At 54.2% G+C, this 16,920-nt stretch carries 13 protein-coding genes; 10 read left to right on the forward strand and 3 right to left on the reverse strand.

The features are described 5' to 3' along the window. Positions 1-56 precede the first annotated feature (56 nt). Positions 57-1,517, forward strand: a complete 1,461-nt coding sequence (locus tag C162_RS29425; protein ID WP_036700787.1) for a response regulator transcription factor — start codon at positions 57-59, stop codon at positions 1,515-1,517. 9 nt (positions 1,518-1,526) lie between these two features. On the opposite strand, the gene C162_RS29430 is transcribed toward C162_RS29425, so the two are convergent. Then, a complete protein-coding gene (locus C162_RS29430; protein WP_235218567.1) occupies positions 1,527-2,018 on the reverse strand; it encodes a MarR family winged helix-turn-helix transcriptional regulator in 492 nt (163 codons plus the stop codon). A 166-nt stretch (positions 2,019-2,184) separates the two neighbouring features. Between C162_RS29430 and C162_RS29435 the strand changes: the two genes are divergently transcribed. From C162_RS29435 to C162_RS29445, 3 genes are all read left to right on the forward strand, one after another. Beyond that, positions 2,185-3,639, forward strand: coding sequence for an MFS transporter (locus tag C162_RS29435; protein ID WP_036700799.1), 1,455 nt, complete (start codon positions 2,185-2,187; stop codon positions 3,637-3,639). Positions 3,640-3,910: 271 nt separating this feature from the next. Next, a complete protein-coding gene (locus tag C162_RS29440) occupies positions 3,911-4,357 on the forward strand; it encodes a carboxymuconolactone decarboxylase family protein (protein ID WP_036700804.1) in 447 nt (148 codons plus the stop codon). A 96-nt stretch (positions 4,358-4,453) separates the two neighbouring features. After that, entirely contained in the window at positions 4,454-5,350 is an 897-nt protein-coding gene (locus tag C162_RS29445) for a sigma-70 family RNA polymerase sigma factor (protein WP_051494041.1), read from the forward strand. Between the two features lie 344 nt (positions 5,351-5,694). Here the strand turns inward: C162_RS29445 and C162_RS29450 are convergent, their stop codons facing one another. Both C162_RS29450 and C162_RS29455 read right to left on the reverse strand, forming a co-directional pair. Further along, entirely contained in the window at positions 5,695-7,053 is a 1,359-nt protein-coding gene (locus C162_RS29450) for a PFL family protein (RefSeq protein WP_036700806.1), read from the reverse strand. A 25-nt stretch (positions 7,054-7,078) separates the two neighbouring features. Continuing rightward, positions 7,079-7,348, reverse strand: a complete 270-nt coding sequence (locus tag C162_RS29455) for an ACT domain-containing protein (protein ID WP_036700808.1) — start codon at positions 7,346-7,348, stop codon at positions 7,079-7,081. A 233-nt stretch (positions 7,349-7,581) separates the two neighbouring features. On the opposite strand from C162_RS29455, the gene C162_RS29460 reads away from it, so the two are divergent. From C162_RS29460 to C162_RS29485, 6 genes are all read left to right on the forward strand, one after another. Continuing rightward, entirely contained in the window at positions 7,582-9,216 is a 1,635-nt protein-coding gene (locus C162_RS29460; protein WP_036700811.1) for a GGDEF domain-containing response regulator, read from the forward strand. A 54-nt stretch (positions 9,217-9,270) separates the two neighbouring features. Then, the gene (locus tag C162_RS29465; RefSeq protein WP_036700813.1) at positions 9,271-9,645 is read left to right on the forward strand and encodes a response regulator; all 375 of its coding nucleotides are present in this window, start codon (positions 9,271-9,273) and stop codon (positions 9,643-9,645) included. Next, complete coding sequence (locus C162_RS34760; RefSeq protein WP_051494027.1) at positions 9,632-12,925, forward strand: ATP-binding protein; 3,294 nt, start codon at positions 9,632-9,634, stop codon at positions 12,923-12,925. Before C162_RS29465 ends, C162_RS34760 begins: the two co-directional genes overlap by 14 nt. Positions 12,926-13,141: 216 nt before the next feature. Next, entirely contained in the window at positions 13,142-14,116 is a 975-nt protein-coding gene (locus C162_RS29475; protein WP_036700815.1) for an aldo/keto reductase, read from the forward strand. A 210-nt stretch (positions 14,117-14,326) separates the two neighbouring features. Beyond that, positions 14,327-14,791 carry a signal peptidase II gene (gene lspA / locus C162_RS29480; protein WP_036700817.1) on the forward strand — a complete coding sequence of 155 codons (465 nt, stop codon included), beginning with the start codon at positions 14,327-14,329 and terminating at the stop codon, positions 14,789-14,791. A gap of 250 nt (positions 14,792-15,041) precedes the next feature. Next, the gene (locus tag C162_RS29485; RefSeq protein WP_036700995.1) at positions 15,042-16,892 is read left to right on the forward strand and encodes an assimilatory sulfite reductase (NADPH) flavoprotein subunit; all 1,851 of its coding nucleotides are present in this window, start codon (positions 15,042-15,044) and stop codon (positions 16,890-16,892) included. Positions 16,893-16,920 lie beyond the last annotated feature (28 nt).

Here is a 16,920-nt window from a genome sequence, read left to right on the forward strand (position 1 = left end):
AGAAAAGCGGAACCCAGTATCAATCATTATTCCTATCAAAAGCAAGGAGGACTTCGATGATTAAGGCTGTTGTCGTAGATGATGAGCGTCTGGTGCGCAGGGGTTTCATCTCACTGCTGGATTGGCCGTCCCTCGGGGTGGTGATTACCGGAGAGGCCGGGGACGGGCAAGCAGCGCTGGAGCTGCTGCGCGAGCAGGAGACAGATCTGCTGTTCGTGGATCTGTCGATGCCGGGTATGACCGGGTTCGAGCTGATCCGAGAGGTGAGGCTGCGGTATCCCGCGGTACGCTGCGTAGTGCTGACCTGCCATCATGAATTCGATGAGGTGCAGGAGGCGCTGCGGCTGGGAGCGGTGGATTACATTGTCAAGACGCTGCTGGAGCCGGAGAATGCCGATGAAATCATCCGCAGACTGGTGGAGCGGATCAGGTGGGAGGACGGGAACAAAAGCACCCCTGCAAAGGCAGAGCATAGGGTGATCGCTGAGGACAAGGCGCTGCTCTATGTGCCGCTTACGGCGGAACTAAAGGAAGAGCAGCTGTATGCGCTGTCTCTGGTGAGAAATTCCACACTACATGCTATGCAGGGGATGTGGCTGTCTCCGCTGTCGTATCCTGTGGATGCAGCGCGGATCGGAGGAGAGGTGGGAGCGGTGCTTGGGACAAGCTGGACAGCGGCGCTGCTGGAGGGGGTGCGCGGTCAGCCGCTGAAGAGAATCGCTGCGGTGCTGGAACAGTCGGCCCGTCAGGCGCTGTTCTATGCTGCGGGCGGCCAGGCGGTCCCGAGGCTGCACTATGGTGAACTGCAGGCGCTGGCCGTGCGGCAACGGCCGGAGACGGGCGGCCCTTCCGCGCTGGGACAGGCGCAGAATCTCCGCTGGACGCTGGAGCGGAGAGAATGGGACCTGTTCCTCAGCGGGGTTGCGATGCAGCAGCCGGACCCTGAGGCAGTGGCGGACTTTGGCCAGGAGCTGCTGCGGAGCTGGAGCCGGCTGCTGCTTACAGCGGAGGAAGCGCAGCAGCTTGCGCTGGCGGCAGAGTGCAACCGGCACTGGCGGCACTGGCAAGTCTGGCTGAATCAGTTCGCGGGGCATGTCCAGCGCCGGATGATTGAGCTGGGCCTGAGCCAAGAGGTGATGCTCTGCCTGATCACCGCTGTGCGTTATATGAGGAGCCATGCCGGGGATAAAATCAATCAAGGCGATGTTGCCGCTGCCATCCATATGAGCCGCGGCTATTTCAGCCGGTGCTTCGCCCGCTTTGCCGGTGAGACTTTCGGGGAGTGCCTGCGGCGCATGCGGCTGGAGCTGGCGAAAGCGCTGCTGCTGGAGACCCCTGTCCCGGTGTGTGAAATTGCCTGCCGGTCCGGCTTCGGAGATGAGCGTTATTTCAGCAAGCTGTTCCGGGAGCATGTCGGCAAGCTGCCGAGTGAATACCGCGCTGAGGGCAGGCTTCAAGATGCACGCTTCGCAGCTGAACCCGGAGACAGCAAGGACAGCCTGATTTTCTCCACTTAATTAATACACTCAACCCTGCCCGTTCAGCCGGTCTGAGTTGCGGGTGACCTTGCGGAGCAGATCTAACAGCACATCCAGCTCACTCTCGGTGAGATCCATGGACAGCTCGCGGTTGAAATCGTCCAGCAGCGCCTGGAAGACAGGGGCGAAGTCGAGCGCCTGGGGAGTTGGATACAGCAGGAAGGAGCGGCGGTCATTCGGGTCCGTCCGGCGTTCGATATATCCCGAGGCCTCCAACAGCTTGACGGAGCGGGTAGTTGTCGCTTTATCGCATTTAATCCGGCTGGTCATCTGATCCTGGGTGATCCCTGGATGACTCAACACCAGCTTCAAGAAGCTATGCTGGCCACCGCTGCCGATTCCGTAGGGAAGCAGCTCCTTGGCCAGTATTTTTTGGTTCTGACGGTGGAGATGGGAGATCAGCTTCCCGATGGGTTCTCTGATCGGTTCACTGTTTGGTTCTCTGTTTGGTTCAATGACCGGTTCTTTATTTGAAGTCACAATGGACACCTCGCTGAGGATTATAACGGTAGCCTGCCTAAGAAAACCGTATGCCTCAGATCTTACCGTAATTTTGTTGCGTACGCAACTAATTTGCAGTACACTGTGTAGGATTAGTTTGTTGCGTGTGCAACTATATTACATTGGATACAAGAGGTGTTATAGGATGAGCAGCTTAGAGGCGACCTATCAGGAGGATGCCGGGATACAGAAGAAGCGCTGGCTGATTCTGATCGTTCTTAATTTGTTTACTTTTATGTCTACACTGGATGGAAGTATTGTGAATATTGCGCTGCCGGTGCTGGTGAAGGAGCTGGGGCTGCCGGTAGCCCAGGTGGAGTGGGTGACAACCGGATATCTGATGGCGATCTGTTCAGTGATTCTGTTCTTCGGGAAGCTGGGCGACATCGCCGGCAAAATCAAGATGTTCAAGCTGGGCATGGTCGTCTTCACCCTCGGCTCGCTGCTCTGCGGATTAAGCCACAACTTGCCGTTACTCATTGCTTCGCGTGTAGTGCAGGCGGTCGGCGCTTCGATGACCATGGCGAACAGCCAGGGCATTGTTACGGATATTTTCCCGTCAACGGAACGCGGCAAGGCTCTCGGCTTGATTGGAACCTTCGTGTCCCTCGGCAGTATAGCGGGGCCCAGCCTGGGCGGAATTATCGTATCATCGATGGGCTGGGAGTATATTTTCTGGGTGAATGTGCCGATTGGAATTCTGGCGATTGCGCTGGGCTGGAAGGTGCTGCCGAAGGATCTGGTACGTGTGAAGTCAGGGATTGATGTTCCCGGCAGCCTGCTGTTTGCCGTCTTCATTGTTTCTCTGTTCGCAGGACTACTGCTCGGCCAGCAGCTTGGATACGGGGATACGCGGATTCTTGCCGCACTCACCGCTGCGGTAATTACCTTCATCGTCTTCCTGATCGTGGAGCAGCGCAGTGCTCAGCCGCTGCTTCAACTTACCCTGTTCAAGAATCCCTTGTTTTCATTGAGCATATTCTGTGCCTTTCTGGTGTTCGTCTCGAACTTCTGCTTCAATATTATCGCACCGTTCTATGCGCAGAATATGCTGAACATGTCTCCCTTCGATGCAGGGTTCCTGCTTATGCTGTACCCGATCTGTATGGTGATAGTTGCTCCGTTAAGCGGGGCGTTGTCCGACAAAATCGGTTCGGAGCTGCTCACCTTCGCAGGGCTGATCGTGATGGTGGTAGCCCAGTTCGGGCTGGCCCGGCTGCATGAGGGCAGCCCGGTTATGCTGGTCGGTGTCTGGATCGCCATGCTCGGCATCGGCAGCGGGATGTTCGGCTCACCGAACAACTCGCTGATTATGTCCACGGTGCCGCGAACACAGCTGGGCTCGGCAGGCAGCGTGAATTCGCTGGTCCGTAATGTGGGGATGGTCGTCGGCATTACCGTAGCGACTTCGATCCTGTTCAATGTAATGAGCAGCAAGGCCGGCTACCGGGTAACCGGGCTGGTGGAAGGACGTCCGGAGCTGTTCCTCTCGGGGATGCATGTAGTCTTCCTGACTTCGTCCGGGATCTGCCTGTTATCGGCGCTGCTTACCGGCTGGCGGCTATTCTCTTCGAGAAGGGCTAAGAGCCTGAGCATATAGAGTGTATACAAGAGCAGGGCTGCGGATTTCGCTGTTCTGCTTTTTTTGAAAAAATCAGAGTTTTGGGGTCCCCGCAAAGTACCTGATTCATCATCGATCTAAAGCTTCACTTTGTGTAATGTTTTCGGGGTCCCCGCAAAGTATTTGAATTCACTCCGAAGCATTACTTCACTTTGTGGGGAGAGTTTGTGGGGATGTTTTGTCACAACATCCGGCTCCATCTTGTCTACAGTTATGAAGAGCAACACAACCACAATGGAGGCGACCCAATATGAGTCTACGAATGAATTATCGTGAGGTTAACGGCCCGGCGTTCCGGGCAATGATGGCGCTGGAGCAGCATGCAGGAAGCCGCAGCAAGGATAAAGTGCTGTATGAACTGGTTAAAATACGGGTCTCCCAGATCAACGGCTGTGCGTTCTGTCTGGATATGCATGGCAAGGATCTGATGAAGCTGGGCAACTATGCCGATCATATTCTGCTGCTGAGTGTGTGGCGCGAAGCGCCGTTGTTCAGTGCGAAGGAACGTGTGCTGCTGGAATTCGCCGAGCAGGTCACGCTGATCAGTGAAGCGGGCGTTCCGTTGGAGCTGTATAATAAGATGCTTACGCATTTTAGCGAAGAGGAACTGGTAGACTGGATTATGGCGATCAATACGATCAACAGCTGGAACCGGATTGCCATTACGACCGGGATGTTCCCGGGCTGCTTCGGCTAAGGATAAGGACAGGAGTGTAAGGAAGGAGAGCTGCGTGAAGTGGACAGGGGTAAAATAACGGCTCAGGCCCAGACACCTGCGGCTGAGAATCCGGGTATGGAGGAGATGTACCGGAATTATAAAAGCTATGCCTTCTCCATTGCGTACCGGATGTTAGGCGTGGTTGCTGATGCGGAGGATGCGGTGCAGGATATGTTCGCCGAGCTGCAGCACCGGGACCGGAGCGGCATTCAGAATATCAAAGCCTATGTGGCCAAAGGCGTGACGAACCGCTGCCTCAATATGCTGAACTCGGCTCGCAGCCGCAGAGAGACTTATATCGGGGAGTGGCTGCCGGAGCCGGTAAGCGAGGGATACGATGGCCCGGAAGCGGCGGCAGAACGTAAGGATAATTTGTCGTATGCCTTTCTGGTGCTGCTGGAGCGCCTGTCTCCCACGGAGCGTGCGGTATTCGTACTGCGGGAAGCCTTCGAATACGACTATGAAGCCATTGCCGGAATGGTAGGCAAATCGGGCAGCAACTGCCGGCAGATCTTCAGCCGGGCCAAGCGAATCCTGCAGACAGAGCCGGCTTCCCGGTTACCCTCGCTCCGATATGGAGCAGTCACCGAGAAACTGCTGATCCGCTTCACTGCCGCGTTCACCTCCTATGATGTGGGCAGCATGCTGGAGCTGCTGGGCGAGCATCCGGTCCTGGTTGCCGACGGCGGGGGCCGCGAGGTGCATACGATTCTCCGGCCGATGACCGGCCGCCGGGGAGTTACTGCACTGCTGACCTCGAAGCGGGTTATGCACTATTTGCGGGAATGGAAGCCTTCCTGCGGGCTTCTGAACGGTGAGCCGGGTCTGATCTTCACGGATCAGGGAGTCGTGAAGTGCGTGCTCTGCCTGAGCACGGATTCCAGCGGAGAACGGATTCAGAACCTGTATCTCTTAATGGACCCTGCGAAGCTGTCCCACATTACCGTACCGTCAGAGCCGCCGCAGCGCTGATGCCCGGTAACAACTAATAAAGACACGTTACTCTCCCTGATCGGGAAGGCAACGTGTCTTATTAGTTGTTAGGGGTGATATGAAGAATAATTCAAATCACATCATCCGCGATGTAAGTCTTCAGCTCCCAGTGAAATTTAGAGATAGTTGTAGAACGTACACTTAAAAACAGCGAAAATTCACACATGCCACGTTTAAATGTAGTCTGTACAACTAAATCTGCCTAAAAGTGTGAGTAGTAAAAATAAACGGCCTTATAGATGTACTATATACAACTAAACTCAGAATGGGTCGAAAATCAGTAGGTTTAGATGTACAGAATGCATTTAAGCCTGCACGCCCACTTAGTTCTTGAAGCTATGGATTGGCGCGGGAATCCGTCCGCCGCGGTTGACGAAGCCCGCACAACTGAACGGATTGACAGCCATGACTGGAGCGTATCCGAGCAAGCCGCCGAATTCGACCATCTCACCGACGTCCTTGCCGATAACCGGAATGACGCGAACCGCCGTGGTCTTGTTGTTGACCATACCGATGGCGGCTTCATCGGCAATGATGCCTGCGAGGGTCTCTTTGCTGGTGCTGCCGGGAATGGCAATCATGTCAAGGCCTACCGAGCAGACACAAGTCATAGCTTCAAGCTTCTCCAGAGTCAACGCCCCGCGCTGGACCGCCTGGATCATACCGTGGTCTTCACTGACCGGGATGAAAGCGCCGCTTAAGCCGCCGACATAGGAGGAGGCCATCACTCCGCCTTTTTTGACATTATCGTTAAGGATGGCCAGTGCAGCAGTGGTGCCTGGAGCACCCGCTTCCTCCAAGCCCATGACCTGGAAAATCTCTGCGATAGAATCGCCGATCTCAGGCGTAGGTGCCAGCGACAGGTCGATGATGCCGAAGGGCACATTCAGGCGCTTGGAGGCTTCCTGGGCGACCAGCTGGCCGACACGTGTGACCTTGAAGGCGGTACGCTTGATTGTCTCGCACAGTGTCTCGAAGTCCTGTCCCTTCACTTCTTCCAGCGCCCGCTTGATCACACCCGGGCCGCTTACGCCCACGTTAATCACACACTCCCGCTCGCCCACCCCGTGGAAGGCGCCGGCCATGAACGGGTTATCCTCGACTGCGTTACAGAATACAACCAGCTTGGCACAGCCGATGGAGTCGCGGTCCTTCGTGCGCTCCGCCGTCTGGAGAATGATGTCACCCATCAGCTTCACTGCGTCCATGTTGATGCCGCTGCGTGAGGAGCCGACGTTGACGGAGGAGCAGACTCTCTCGGTTACCGCCAGCGCTTCCGGGATACTGTCAATCAGAATCCGGTCGCCCTTGGTACAGCCCTTCTGCACCAGCGCGGAATACCCGCCGATGAAGTTGACGCCTACCTCCTTGGCAGCCTTGTCCAGAATCTGGGCGACAGGCACGTAGGTATCGGTATGTACAGCCCCCGCAGCTATCGAAATCGGCGTCACGGAGATCCGTTTGTTGACAATCGGTACCCCGAATTGGCGCTCCAGATCCTCACCGGTCTTCACGAGCTTCTCGGCAGAGCGGGTAATTTTGTCATACACCTTCTGGTTGAACACCTTCATGTCGGTATGGGCGCAGTCCATCAGGCTGATACCCATCGTAATGGTGCGGACATCCAGGTTCATTTCCCGGATCATTTTATTCGTCTCCTGAACTTCTACAATCGAGATCACTAGCGCTCACTCCTCTCCTCGCCGGTTAAATCCGGTGCATAATATTGAAGATATCCTCATGCTGCAGCTTGATTTCCACACCGATGTCTTCCCCTACCTGCTGAAGCTCCTCCACAATCTCCTCGAACGACTTGCTGGGGGCAGAGATGTCCACGATCATCATCATGTTGAAATAATCCTGCACAATCGTCTGGGAGATGTCCAGAATGTTCAGATTGTGCTCTGCGAGGTATGTACATACTTTGGCGATAATGCCTACCTTGTCTTTCCCGAGTACAGTAATAATCCCCTTCAATTGAAAAGCCTCCCGTTATCCATGATCTATAATCTTCGCTCATTGCCGCATTAACGGAATGAACGATTTTAATTATTATGTCAAATCAAGGATAGGTTATCAACCAAAGCTTTTGTGTCGGGCTGATCAGAGATTTGAGCTTGCATTTTCCTGAGGTTATAATAACATTGACACTTGATGTGAAATATGATTTATTGGATTTTTGTAGGATAAGCTGGACTGAAGGAGCTATTATGACAACGAGAAAATATAAAGAGCTGGTTGAAGAGCGTACCAGAGAAACGCTGCACAAATGGTCGGAACAGTCAGCAGTCGAGGAGAGGGATATCTACCGTTTCCTGCATAACTTGAAGGGCACCTCGGGCACTGTGGGTCTCGATGCTGTAGAGAGGTTCTCCGGCAATGCGCTGCTCTATTTCTCGGATGATAACCATAGAAGCTGGACGGAAGCAGAGTGGGGCGATTATATTTATCCGCTGCTGGAGCTGTTTAAGGAGCCGGAGCCTGTGGGTGCGGTGCCTCCGCTGACTCCGGGGATCGCATTGTCCCATGGCAATGTCCATCAGCAGTTCGAGATTTTGATCGTGGACGATGATGTGGAGCTGGTTTCTATTTTGCGGGAATCGCTGGAGCGTAAGTCCTATTATGTCAGCATTGCGCTGTCGGCCGGACGCGGACTGAAGCTTTTTTATGAGACGAAGCCGGATTTGATTCTGCTTGATATTCTGCTGCCGGACCGCAGCGGGATTGATGTACTGAAGCAGATTATCGGCAAAGCCAAGAAAGAGCGGATTCCGATCATTATTATCAGCGGCGAGCATTCGATTGAGGTTCAGAAGTATGCCTATTCGCTGGGTGTTATGGATTACATACAAAAGCCGGTAGACATCGAGCTGTTCCTGGTCTTGATCAAGAACCGCTTTGAGCTGAAAAAGGAGTGGCAGGAATCCATCATTGTCGACGAACTGACCGGGGCGTTCAACCGCAAGTACTTCAACCAGACAATGAAGCAGCTGATCGCCGATTTCAGACGGACAGGCCGGACCTTCTCCCTCGCTCTGCTGGATCTGGACCTGTTCAAGCAGGTTAATGATACTTACGGGCATCTGATGGGAGACGAGGTGCTGCAGAGCTTCTCGGAGCTGGTGAAGCAGTCCATCCGCACGGAGGATACCTTCTGCCGCTATGGCGGGGAGGAGTTTGCCCTGTTCATGCCCAATACTCCTGCGGAGCAGGCGCTGCTTGTGATGGAGCGGATTCAGGAAGTCTTCGCTGCCCGGGAATTCCAGGCCAAGCGTGAGAGCTTTCATGTAACGTTCTCCTGCGGAGTGACCGAGATCACCGGAGCGGTGCAGGATGCCGATATATTGGTAGAGGAAGCCGATCTGGCGCTATATGCCAGCAAGCATAACGGCAGAAACCAGAGCACTCTGTACAGCGAGGAACTGCTGCTGGGCCAGCGCGAGACGCTGCTGAATGTCATTATTGTGGATGATGATCCGCTGATCCGCAGAATCGTGACGACCCAATTCGCTGCCTGGCAGCCCGGGGCTAACGCAAGAGTGAAGGTTACGAGTTATGCGGACGGTGCGCTTCTGCTGGAATCGGACTGGTATGCTCCTGAAGAGAAGTATGTTATTCTGCTGGACGGTGTCATGCCGGGGCTTGACGGGCTGGAGGTGCTGGAGAAGATCCGCAGCAGTTATCCTGAGCTGAACATCCTAGTGATTATGCTGACCGGCCGTAATAACCAGCGGGATATTATCCATGCTCTGCAGATGGGGGCGGACGATTATGTCATTAAGCCGTTCCATCTGCCGGAGCTGCTGACCCGGATTGAGCGCCTGTCCCACCGGTTTCTGTTCTAAATGTCTAAATGCAATGCATCCCAAGCAGGGATGACTGAAAGGTGAGAGTGGGCTATGGTACAAAAGGTACTGATTGTAGATGATGAAGAGGTTCTGCGCATGCTGATTGAGGATACGCTGGAGGATCTGGAGAATGTGGAGGTTCATACCGCCGAGAATGGGGGCGAGGCGCTCGCCAGGCTGGCGGCAGAATCTTATGATCTGGTCATTCTGGATTACATGATGCCTGTAATGACCGGCATTGAAGTGCTGTGCGAGCTGGACGGGGAGCTGAAGAGCCGGACGCCGATTATGATGCTGACCGCCAAGGCACAGGAGATGGACCGTAACCGGGCCAGAGAGGCGGGAGCCCGATATTTTATGCCCAAGCCTTTCAGCCCGATGGAGCTGTTGCAGCTCGTGGAGGACATTCTGAGTGAGAAACCTTAAGCTTAAGCTTGCCGACCGGAGCATCAAAACGAAATATTACCGGATTCTTCTGCTCCTGTTCGTTGCCATCATGGCGGGAGGAATCGGGCTTGTCTTCTATATCAATGTCCAGCAGGAACAGCTGGATCACAAACGTGAAGTGCTGCAACATAAGACGGGGACGATCAACGAGCTGGCGGTGACGCTGAACGAGGTCTTTTTCCGGGCGAGAGGTTATGTGGCTACTCAGAGTGACAATGAGCTTGCGCTGCTGAACGCTGCGCTTAAGAGGCTTGACGGTATTCTGGAGCAGTACTCCTCCCTGAAGCTGTCAGCTGAAGAAATCCGGTACAGAGATGACCTTAAGGTGTTCTATGAACAGTACAAAAGCCGGACCTTGCCCGAAGTGATGCGGCTGGTGAAAAATAATGATTACGTGGGAATCCGGAGCTTGTCCCAGAGCGGCAGCACCAAGGCTGTGAACGAATACCTGGGCTATACCAAGCAATTCGAAACCAATTCGGATGTGCTGCTGAATGAGCTGAACTCCCGCTCCATCAGGCAGGCGGATACGTTCACCTTCATTGCTTTTCTGCTTAGTACCTTGCTGCTGCTGTTCTTCACCCTGCTGATCTGGCGGATGCTCAAAATTATCATCGATCCGATTGTGAAGCTGGAGGAAGCAACGAATTCGCTGGCTGCCGGGGATGCGGTTCTGCTCGGTAAGCTGCATAAGCAGGATGAGATCGGGCGGCTCTATGACGCCTTCCTGAATATGGCCCATAGCATCCAGGACAAAGAGGAAGAGCTGATGATGCAGAATGAAGAGCTGCATGCCCAGCAGGACGAGCTGCAGGATCAGCAGTTCAGGCTGGAGCGGTCGCTCAGCGAGATCGAGAGCATGATGAAGGCGCTGAATCAGACCTCTGCTGTCGGCATTCTGTCGAACAAAGGCGTGTTCACTTACACGAATGATAATCTGAGCGTCTATACAGGGTACAAGAGCTCCGAGGTTATCGGATACACTTACCGGCTGTTTGAGCTGCATAATATTTCAGAACCACAGGTAGAGCAAATGGTCCGCAAGCTGTCGACCGGCGGCGTGTGGAGCGGGGAGGCAGAGCTTACGGCGAAGGAAGGTTCGCCGCTCTGGCTGCAGCTGACAATCATGCCTTACTTGAACGATGAAGGCCAGATTTACCAGTATATCCTGATTGCCAATAATATTACTTCAATGAAGAATGTGCAGCAGGAGCTGGCGGAGACGCTGAAAAGCACGGAGCAGACGTCTATGATGCTGGAGCTTAACAATCAGCTGAATCATGAAATTACCTATACGCTCGACAAGCATGAATTCGCCGACAAGTTCAACAAATTCATGAACCGCCTGTTCTCGTTCGACTCCAGCCTTTTCCTGCTGGTCAAGGATAAGATAGCGGTGGTCAAAGGGGTTCCGCCGGAGAATGTGGAGCGGTACATCGGTGAGGGCAGCAAGGAGATTCTGTACCGCCTGAGCGTGGAAAAGTCGTATGTGGTGAAGCGGGTAGGCTCAGTCAGAGAGCAGGGGATTTCCGCCAATGAGGTGTATTGTTACGATTACTATACGACTGTAGTGAATGCGGAGGATGAGATTCTGGCGGTCTTCTGCGGAACCCGCATCGGGCATCCGTTCACAGAGGAAGAGACCAGTGAAATTCAGGGGATAATGAACCGGGTCGCCCTGGCCATTGAACGGCTGTTCATGTACGAGGAGATCGAGAATGGCCGTGAGCTGAACCGGGATATTGTGAACAACGTCAATGAAGGCATCCAATTCGTCAACACGGAGGGCGTCATTCAGCATATCAACAAGGCGCTGAGCCAATTGTTCAGCTATGAGGACTGGACGGAAGGCATGCTGATTCCCAAGGAGCGCTGGATGGAGCACTTCACCCTCAGGGTGAATGAATCCGAAGAGCTGGGGCGCTTTTACCTGAAAGCGATGTCCGAGCATACCGTTGACTCCAGTGCGATGAAGTATTCTATCGGCAAGGAAGACTTGAAGCATGTGGATGCCTATGCCATACCGGTCTTCCGCCGGGAGGTCCGGGTGGGGACGCTATTTGTCCACCGTGACATTACCCGCGAATATGAGCTCGATCTGATGAAGTCGGAACTGGTCAGCACGGTCAGCCATGAGCTGCGGACTCCGCTGTCGAGTGTACTAGGCTTCACGGAGCTGCTGCTGTCCAAAACGATGAAGCCGGAGAAGCAGCTGAAATATCTGGAGACGATTCATAAGGAAGCCAAGCGTCTGACGGAGCTGATTAACGACTTCCTGGACCTGCAGCGGATGGAGTCCGGCACACAGCTGTACAATGTGGAGAAGGTCAACCTTAGTGAAACGGTCCTGAGTGTCATAGATCAGTACAAGCTGAGCGGTACCCACCATATTCTGCTGGAGGATGAGGCTCTGAATCCAGAGGTTGAAGTAGACAAGGATAAAATTATCCAGGTGCTGACCAACCTGCTGAGCAATGCGATCAAGTTCTCGCCGGGCGCAAGTGAAGTGAAGGTCATGCTTCATAACGAACCGGGCAACATTATGGTGAGGATTCAGGACCATGGACTCGGGATTCCTAAGAATCAGATCGGGCAGCTGTTCCAGAAATTCCGCAGAGTGGACAATAGTGCATCCAAGCGGATTGGCGGTACGGGGCTCGGCCTGGCTATCTGCAAGGAAATTATTGAGAAGCAGAAGGGAACAATCGGGATTGAGTCTGTTGAAGGCGAAGGTTCGACAGTATGGTTCCGTCTTCCGTTGATGCAGGCCGAGACCGGCCACCCGGAGGAGGAGCCTTCCCATAGATGGAACGCCAGCAAGGAGCAGAAGCCGAATGTAATGATTGTGGAGGATGATTACAGCCTGTCGCTGCTGCTCTCGGAGGAGCTGAAGGGCAAGGGCTTCCGGGTCACCCACCACTATCATCCGCAAAAAGCTTTTGACCAGGCCGTCAAAACGCCCTTCGTAGCGATTATTGTGGATCTGATGCTGGGCGATGAGCTGGACGGCTGGGATCTGATCTGCATGCTCAAGAATGATCCCCGGACCGAGAAGGTGCCGATTGTCATCTCCTCGGCGCTGGATAAGGACAATAAGAGCATGATGGATAACGTGCGGAAATATCTGACCAAGCCCTATCCGCCTGGCGAGCTGTCGGGTACGCTTCAGGAGATTGTGGACATTCAGCTGAAGACAGGCGAGGTGCTGTTCCCGGATAACGGTGAGGCCGGACATGGTTCGGCGCTTGGCGAAAGCTAGAGTGAGTATCGAGTAGTGCTGAGTATCTGCTTAGTGAGTATATGGGTAATGCAATAATATGATGGAATATAGTTATAGCGGAACAAGTCTCTTTCGGGGGGCTTGTTTTTTTGTATGCTTATTCGGTTCCCGGCAAAACTTGCTTTAGAGTAGACTCTAAGGGTTATAGTGAATATGAAGCAGCCAATCTAGCAGGAGTGAAAGGGAGGAATTGCGATGAAGTACAGTTATTTGGGTAAATCGGGGCTGAAGGTGAGCCAGTTGTGTCTGGGGACAATGAATTTCGGGCCGGAGACGGAGGAGAAGGAAGCCTTCAGAATTATGGATGCGGCCCTCGATGCGGGAATTAATTTCTTCGATACAGCGAATGTATACGGCGGCCAGGACCGGCGGGGCTGGACGGAGGAAATTATCGGCCGCTGGTTTCAGCAGGGCGGCGGACGGCGCGAGAAGGTAGTGCTGGCCACCAAGGTCTACAATGACATGTCCGACGAGCAGGACGGTCCTAATTCCGGCTCAGGCTTGTCTGCCTACAAGATCAGACGGCATTTCGAGGGCTCGCTGCGGCGCCTGCAGACCGATCATATTGAATTATATCAGATGCATCATATCGACCGGAACGTATCGTGGGACGAGCTGTGGGGAGCATTCGAGATCCTCGTGTCCCAGGGTAAAGCCGACTATATCGGGTCCAGTAACTTTGCGGGCTGGCATATTGCTGCTGCCCAGGCGAAGGCGAAGGAGCGCCATTTCCTCGGCCTTGTCTCCGAGCAGCATCTCTACAACCTGCTCGAGCGGACGCCAGAGCTTGAAGTGCTGCCTGCCTCACAGGAGCTGGGCCTAGGTGTCATTCCGTGGAGTCCGCTGGCCGGAGGCCTGCTGGGACGTAATGCACTCGCCAAGACCGGGGTGCGCAGCGCCCGTTCAGCCAAGCTGGAGCAGCACCGCAGCCAGCTGGAACAGTTCTCCGCGCTCTGCAAAGAGCTGGGGGAGCATGAAGATCAGGTTGCTCTGGCCTGGGTACTGGCGAATCCGGCTGTGACCGCACCGATTATCGGGCCGCGCACGACCCAGCAGTTCGAGGACTCCCTGCGGGTGACCGAGATTACGCTGGATGAGGCCACGCTGAAGAAGCTGGATGAGATTTTTCCGGGACCGGGCAAGCCGGCACCGGAAGCGTATGCCTGGTAAGCGAAGTCAACGAATGTTAACCATGCCTAAGGTAAGCAGGGTTTGGAACCCGGCATATCCCGCAGCAGGTGTATGATACGGAATCATCTGACCAATTACGGCCGGACTGTCCCTGATGGGATGGTCCGGCTATATTTTTGTAAGTATCCAGATAAATGTGGTAGACTGATCCTGTGAGTTGAACAACTAGAGAAGATAGGGGAACTGCCGATGCTTTTTTATCTGATAGCTGTCCTCGTTCTGATGCTTGATCAGGCAACGAAATGGATAGTGCGTACCCATATGGAGCTTGGGGAGATGCTTCCCTCCTGGACACCGCATTTGCGGTTTGTATACTATGAGAACAGCGGCGCGGCCTTTAGCTCATTTCAGGGGTTTGGCAAATATTTTGCGATTGTTGCCATGATTTTTGTAGCAGTAATCTTCTATTACCGGCGTCAGGGTAAAATCCGCGGCCCCTTGCTCGAAGCAGCCAGCGGCTTCCTGGTAGGCGGGGCCATCGGTAATGCCATCGACCGGGTACTCTATCACCAGGTGACTGATTTCCTGGTCTTCGGGGACCGGGGAGGGATTCTTAATCTGGCCGATCTGGCGATCAATGCCGGAGGCCTTCTGATCCTGGTGTACCTGCTTGTGGACCATTTCCGGCAACCCGCAGCCCGCAGACCGTTATAAATTCCAGCCTCTTAGCACTCCGGTCTATCATTTTATCTAATGCAACTTATCATAATTAGTAATGAACCCGGCTAAATCAGAGCGTTTTACTATGATTTAGCCGGGTTTTGTGCATTTTATGCAAGTATTTACCTTTTTAAGAACATGATGGCTGTTATAAGATTCGTTGATCGTTTGCCGGTATTGTGTTAGCCTGAGTTCATGATATTAAGAGGAAAGAAGATTGCACGCTAAGGAGAGGTCGATATTGTTGCAACTACAAGTTACGAACAGTCCTTTTAATGAGAACCAGGCAGAGCTGCTGAACCAGCTTCTGCCTACGCTGACACCTTCACAACAGGTATGGTTAAGCGGGTATTTATCTGCGCTGTCGGTGCAGGGCAACCAGGGATCAAGCGTCCAAGCAGTATCCGCTGCTCCAGCAGTAGTAGTAGAGTCAGCAACAGCCGCTTCGCAGCAAGCATCGCGTGAAGTGACCGTATTGTTCGGCTCCCAGACCGGCAACTGCCAGCGGCTCGCGGTGAGCCTCTCCCGCAAGCTGGAGGAGCAGGGATTTAAGGTCACAGTCTCTGCAATGAACAGCTTCAAGCCGAATGGACTGAAGAAGACAGAGAACCTGCTGCTGCTGGTTAGCACCCATGGCGAGGGGGAACCGCCGGATAATGCCCGTGCCTTCCATGAATTCCTCTACAGCAAAAGAGCACCGCAGCTTCCAGGCCTGCGCTTCTCGGTACTCGCGCTAGGCGATACCTCCTATGAATTCTTCTGCCAGACCGGCAAAGACTTCGATCAGAAGCTGGAGGAACTGGGCGCTCAAAGGTTAAGCCCGCGTGTAGATTGCGACCTCGATTACGATGAGCCGGTGGCCGAGTGGTTCGGCCAGGTCATCAGCTCGCTTAACGGCGCACAGAACGTTTCAGGAATTGCGGATGCAGCGGTTCAGGCTGCTGAGAGCGCGGAGTCGCTGGAATCAGGCTTTTCACGAAATCATCCTTTCCATGCCGAAGTACTGGAGAATCTTAATCTGAACGGGCGCGGCTCAGACCGCGAGACCCGCCATCTGGAGCTGTCGCTTGCCGGATCGAATATCACCTTTGAGCCGGGGGATTCGCTTGGCGTCTATCCCGAGAACCACCCGCAGCTGGTAGAAGAGATCATTGCCGCTATGGGCTGGGATGCGAATGAACGTGTTCCGCTGAACAAGAAGGGCGCAGAAGGCACGCTACAGGAAGCGCTGCTGCGGCATTATGAAATTACGGTGCTGACGAAGCCGCTCCTGGAGCAGGCTGCCACGCTTAACTCGGCACCTGCCCTGAAGGACCTGCTGGCCTCCGGGCGGGAACAGGAACTGAAGGAATATATCCAGGGCCGGGATCTGCTGGATCTTATGCAAGACTATGGACCCTGGAATGCTCCGGCCAGCATCTTCGTGACCATCCTGCGCAAGCTTCCGGCCCGCTTGTATTCCATTGCCAGCAGCTACAATGCCAACCCGGATGAAGTACACTTCACGGTGCGGGCTGTGCGTTACGAGTCACATGGCCGTGAGCGTTACGGTGTCTGCTCGGTACACTGTGCTGAGCGTGTACAGCCGGGTGCTACTTTGCCGGTATATATCCAGAACAATCCGAACTTCAAGCTGCCCGCTGATTCCAGTGTACCGGTAATTATGATCGGTCCGGGCACAGGAGTTGCCCCGTTCCGTTCCTTCCTGGAGGAGCGTGAGGAGCAGGGTGCTGAGGGTCCAAGCTGGCTGTTCTATGGAGACCGTCATTTCGTTACAGACTTCCTCTACCAGACGGATTGGCAGCGGATGCTGAAGGACGGTGTCCTCAGCAGGCTGGATGTGGCCTTCTCACGCGACACTGAGGAGAAGGTGTATGTACAGCACCGTATCCTGGAGCAGAGCAAGGAGCTGTACCGCTGGCTGCAGGAAGGGGCACATATCTATGTGTGCGGCGATGAGAAGCATATGGCTCATGATGTGCATTCCGCACTGCTTACAGTGATCCAGGAGGAAGGCGGACTAAGTGCAGAAGCGGCTGCCGCCTATCTGGAGACCCTTCAGCAGGAGCAGCGTTACCAGCGGGATGTCTATTAAGCGGGACTTAAGCGGAAGAGGAGAGAAT

This window comes from Paenibacillus sp. FSL R7-269 (assembly GCF_000517865.1).
In the GTDB taxonomy this organism is placed as follows: domain Bacteria; phylum Bacillota; class Bacilli; order Paenibacillales; family Paenibacillaceae; genus Paenibacillus_AQ.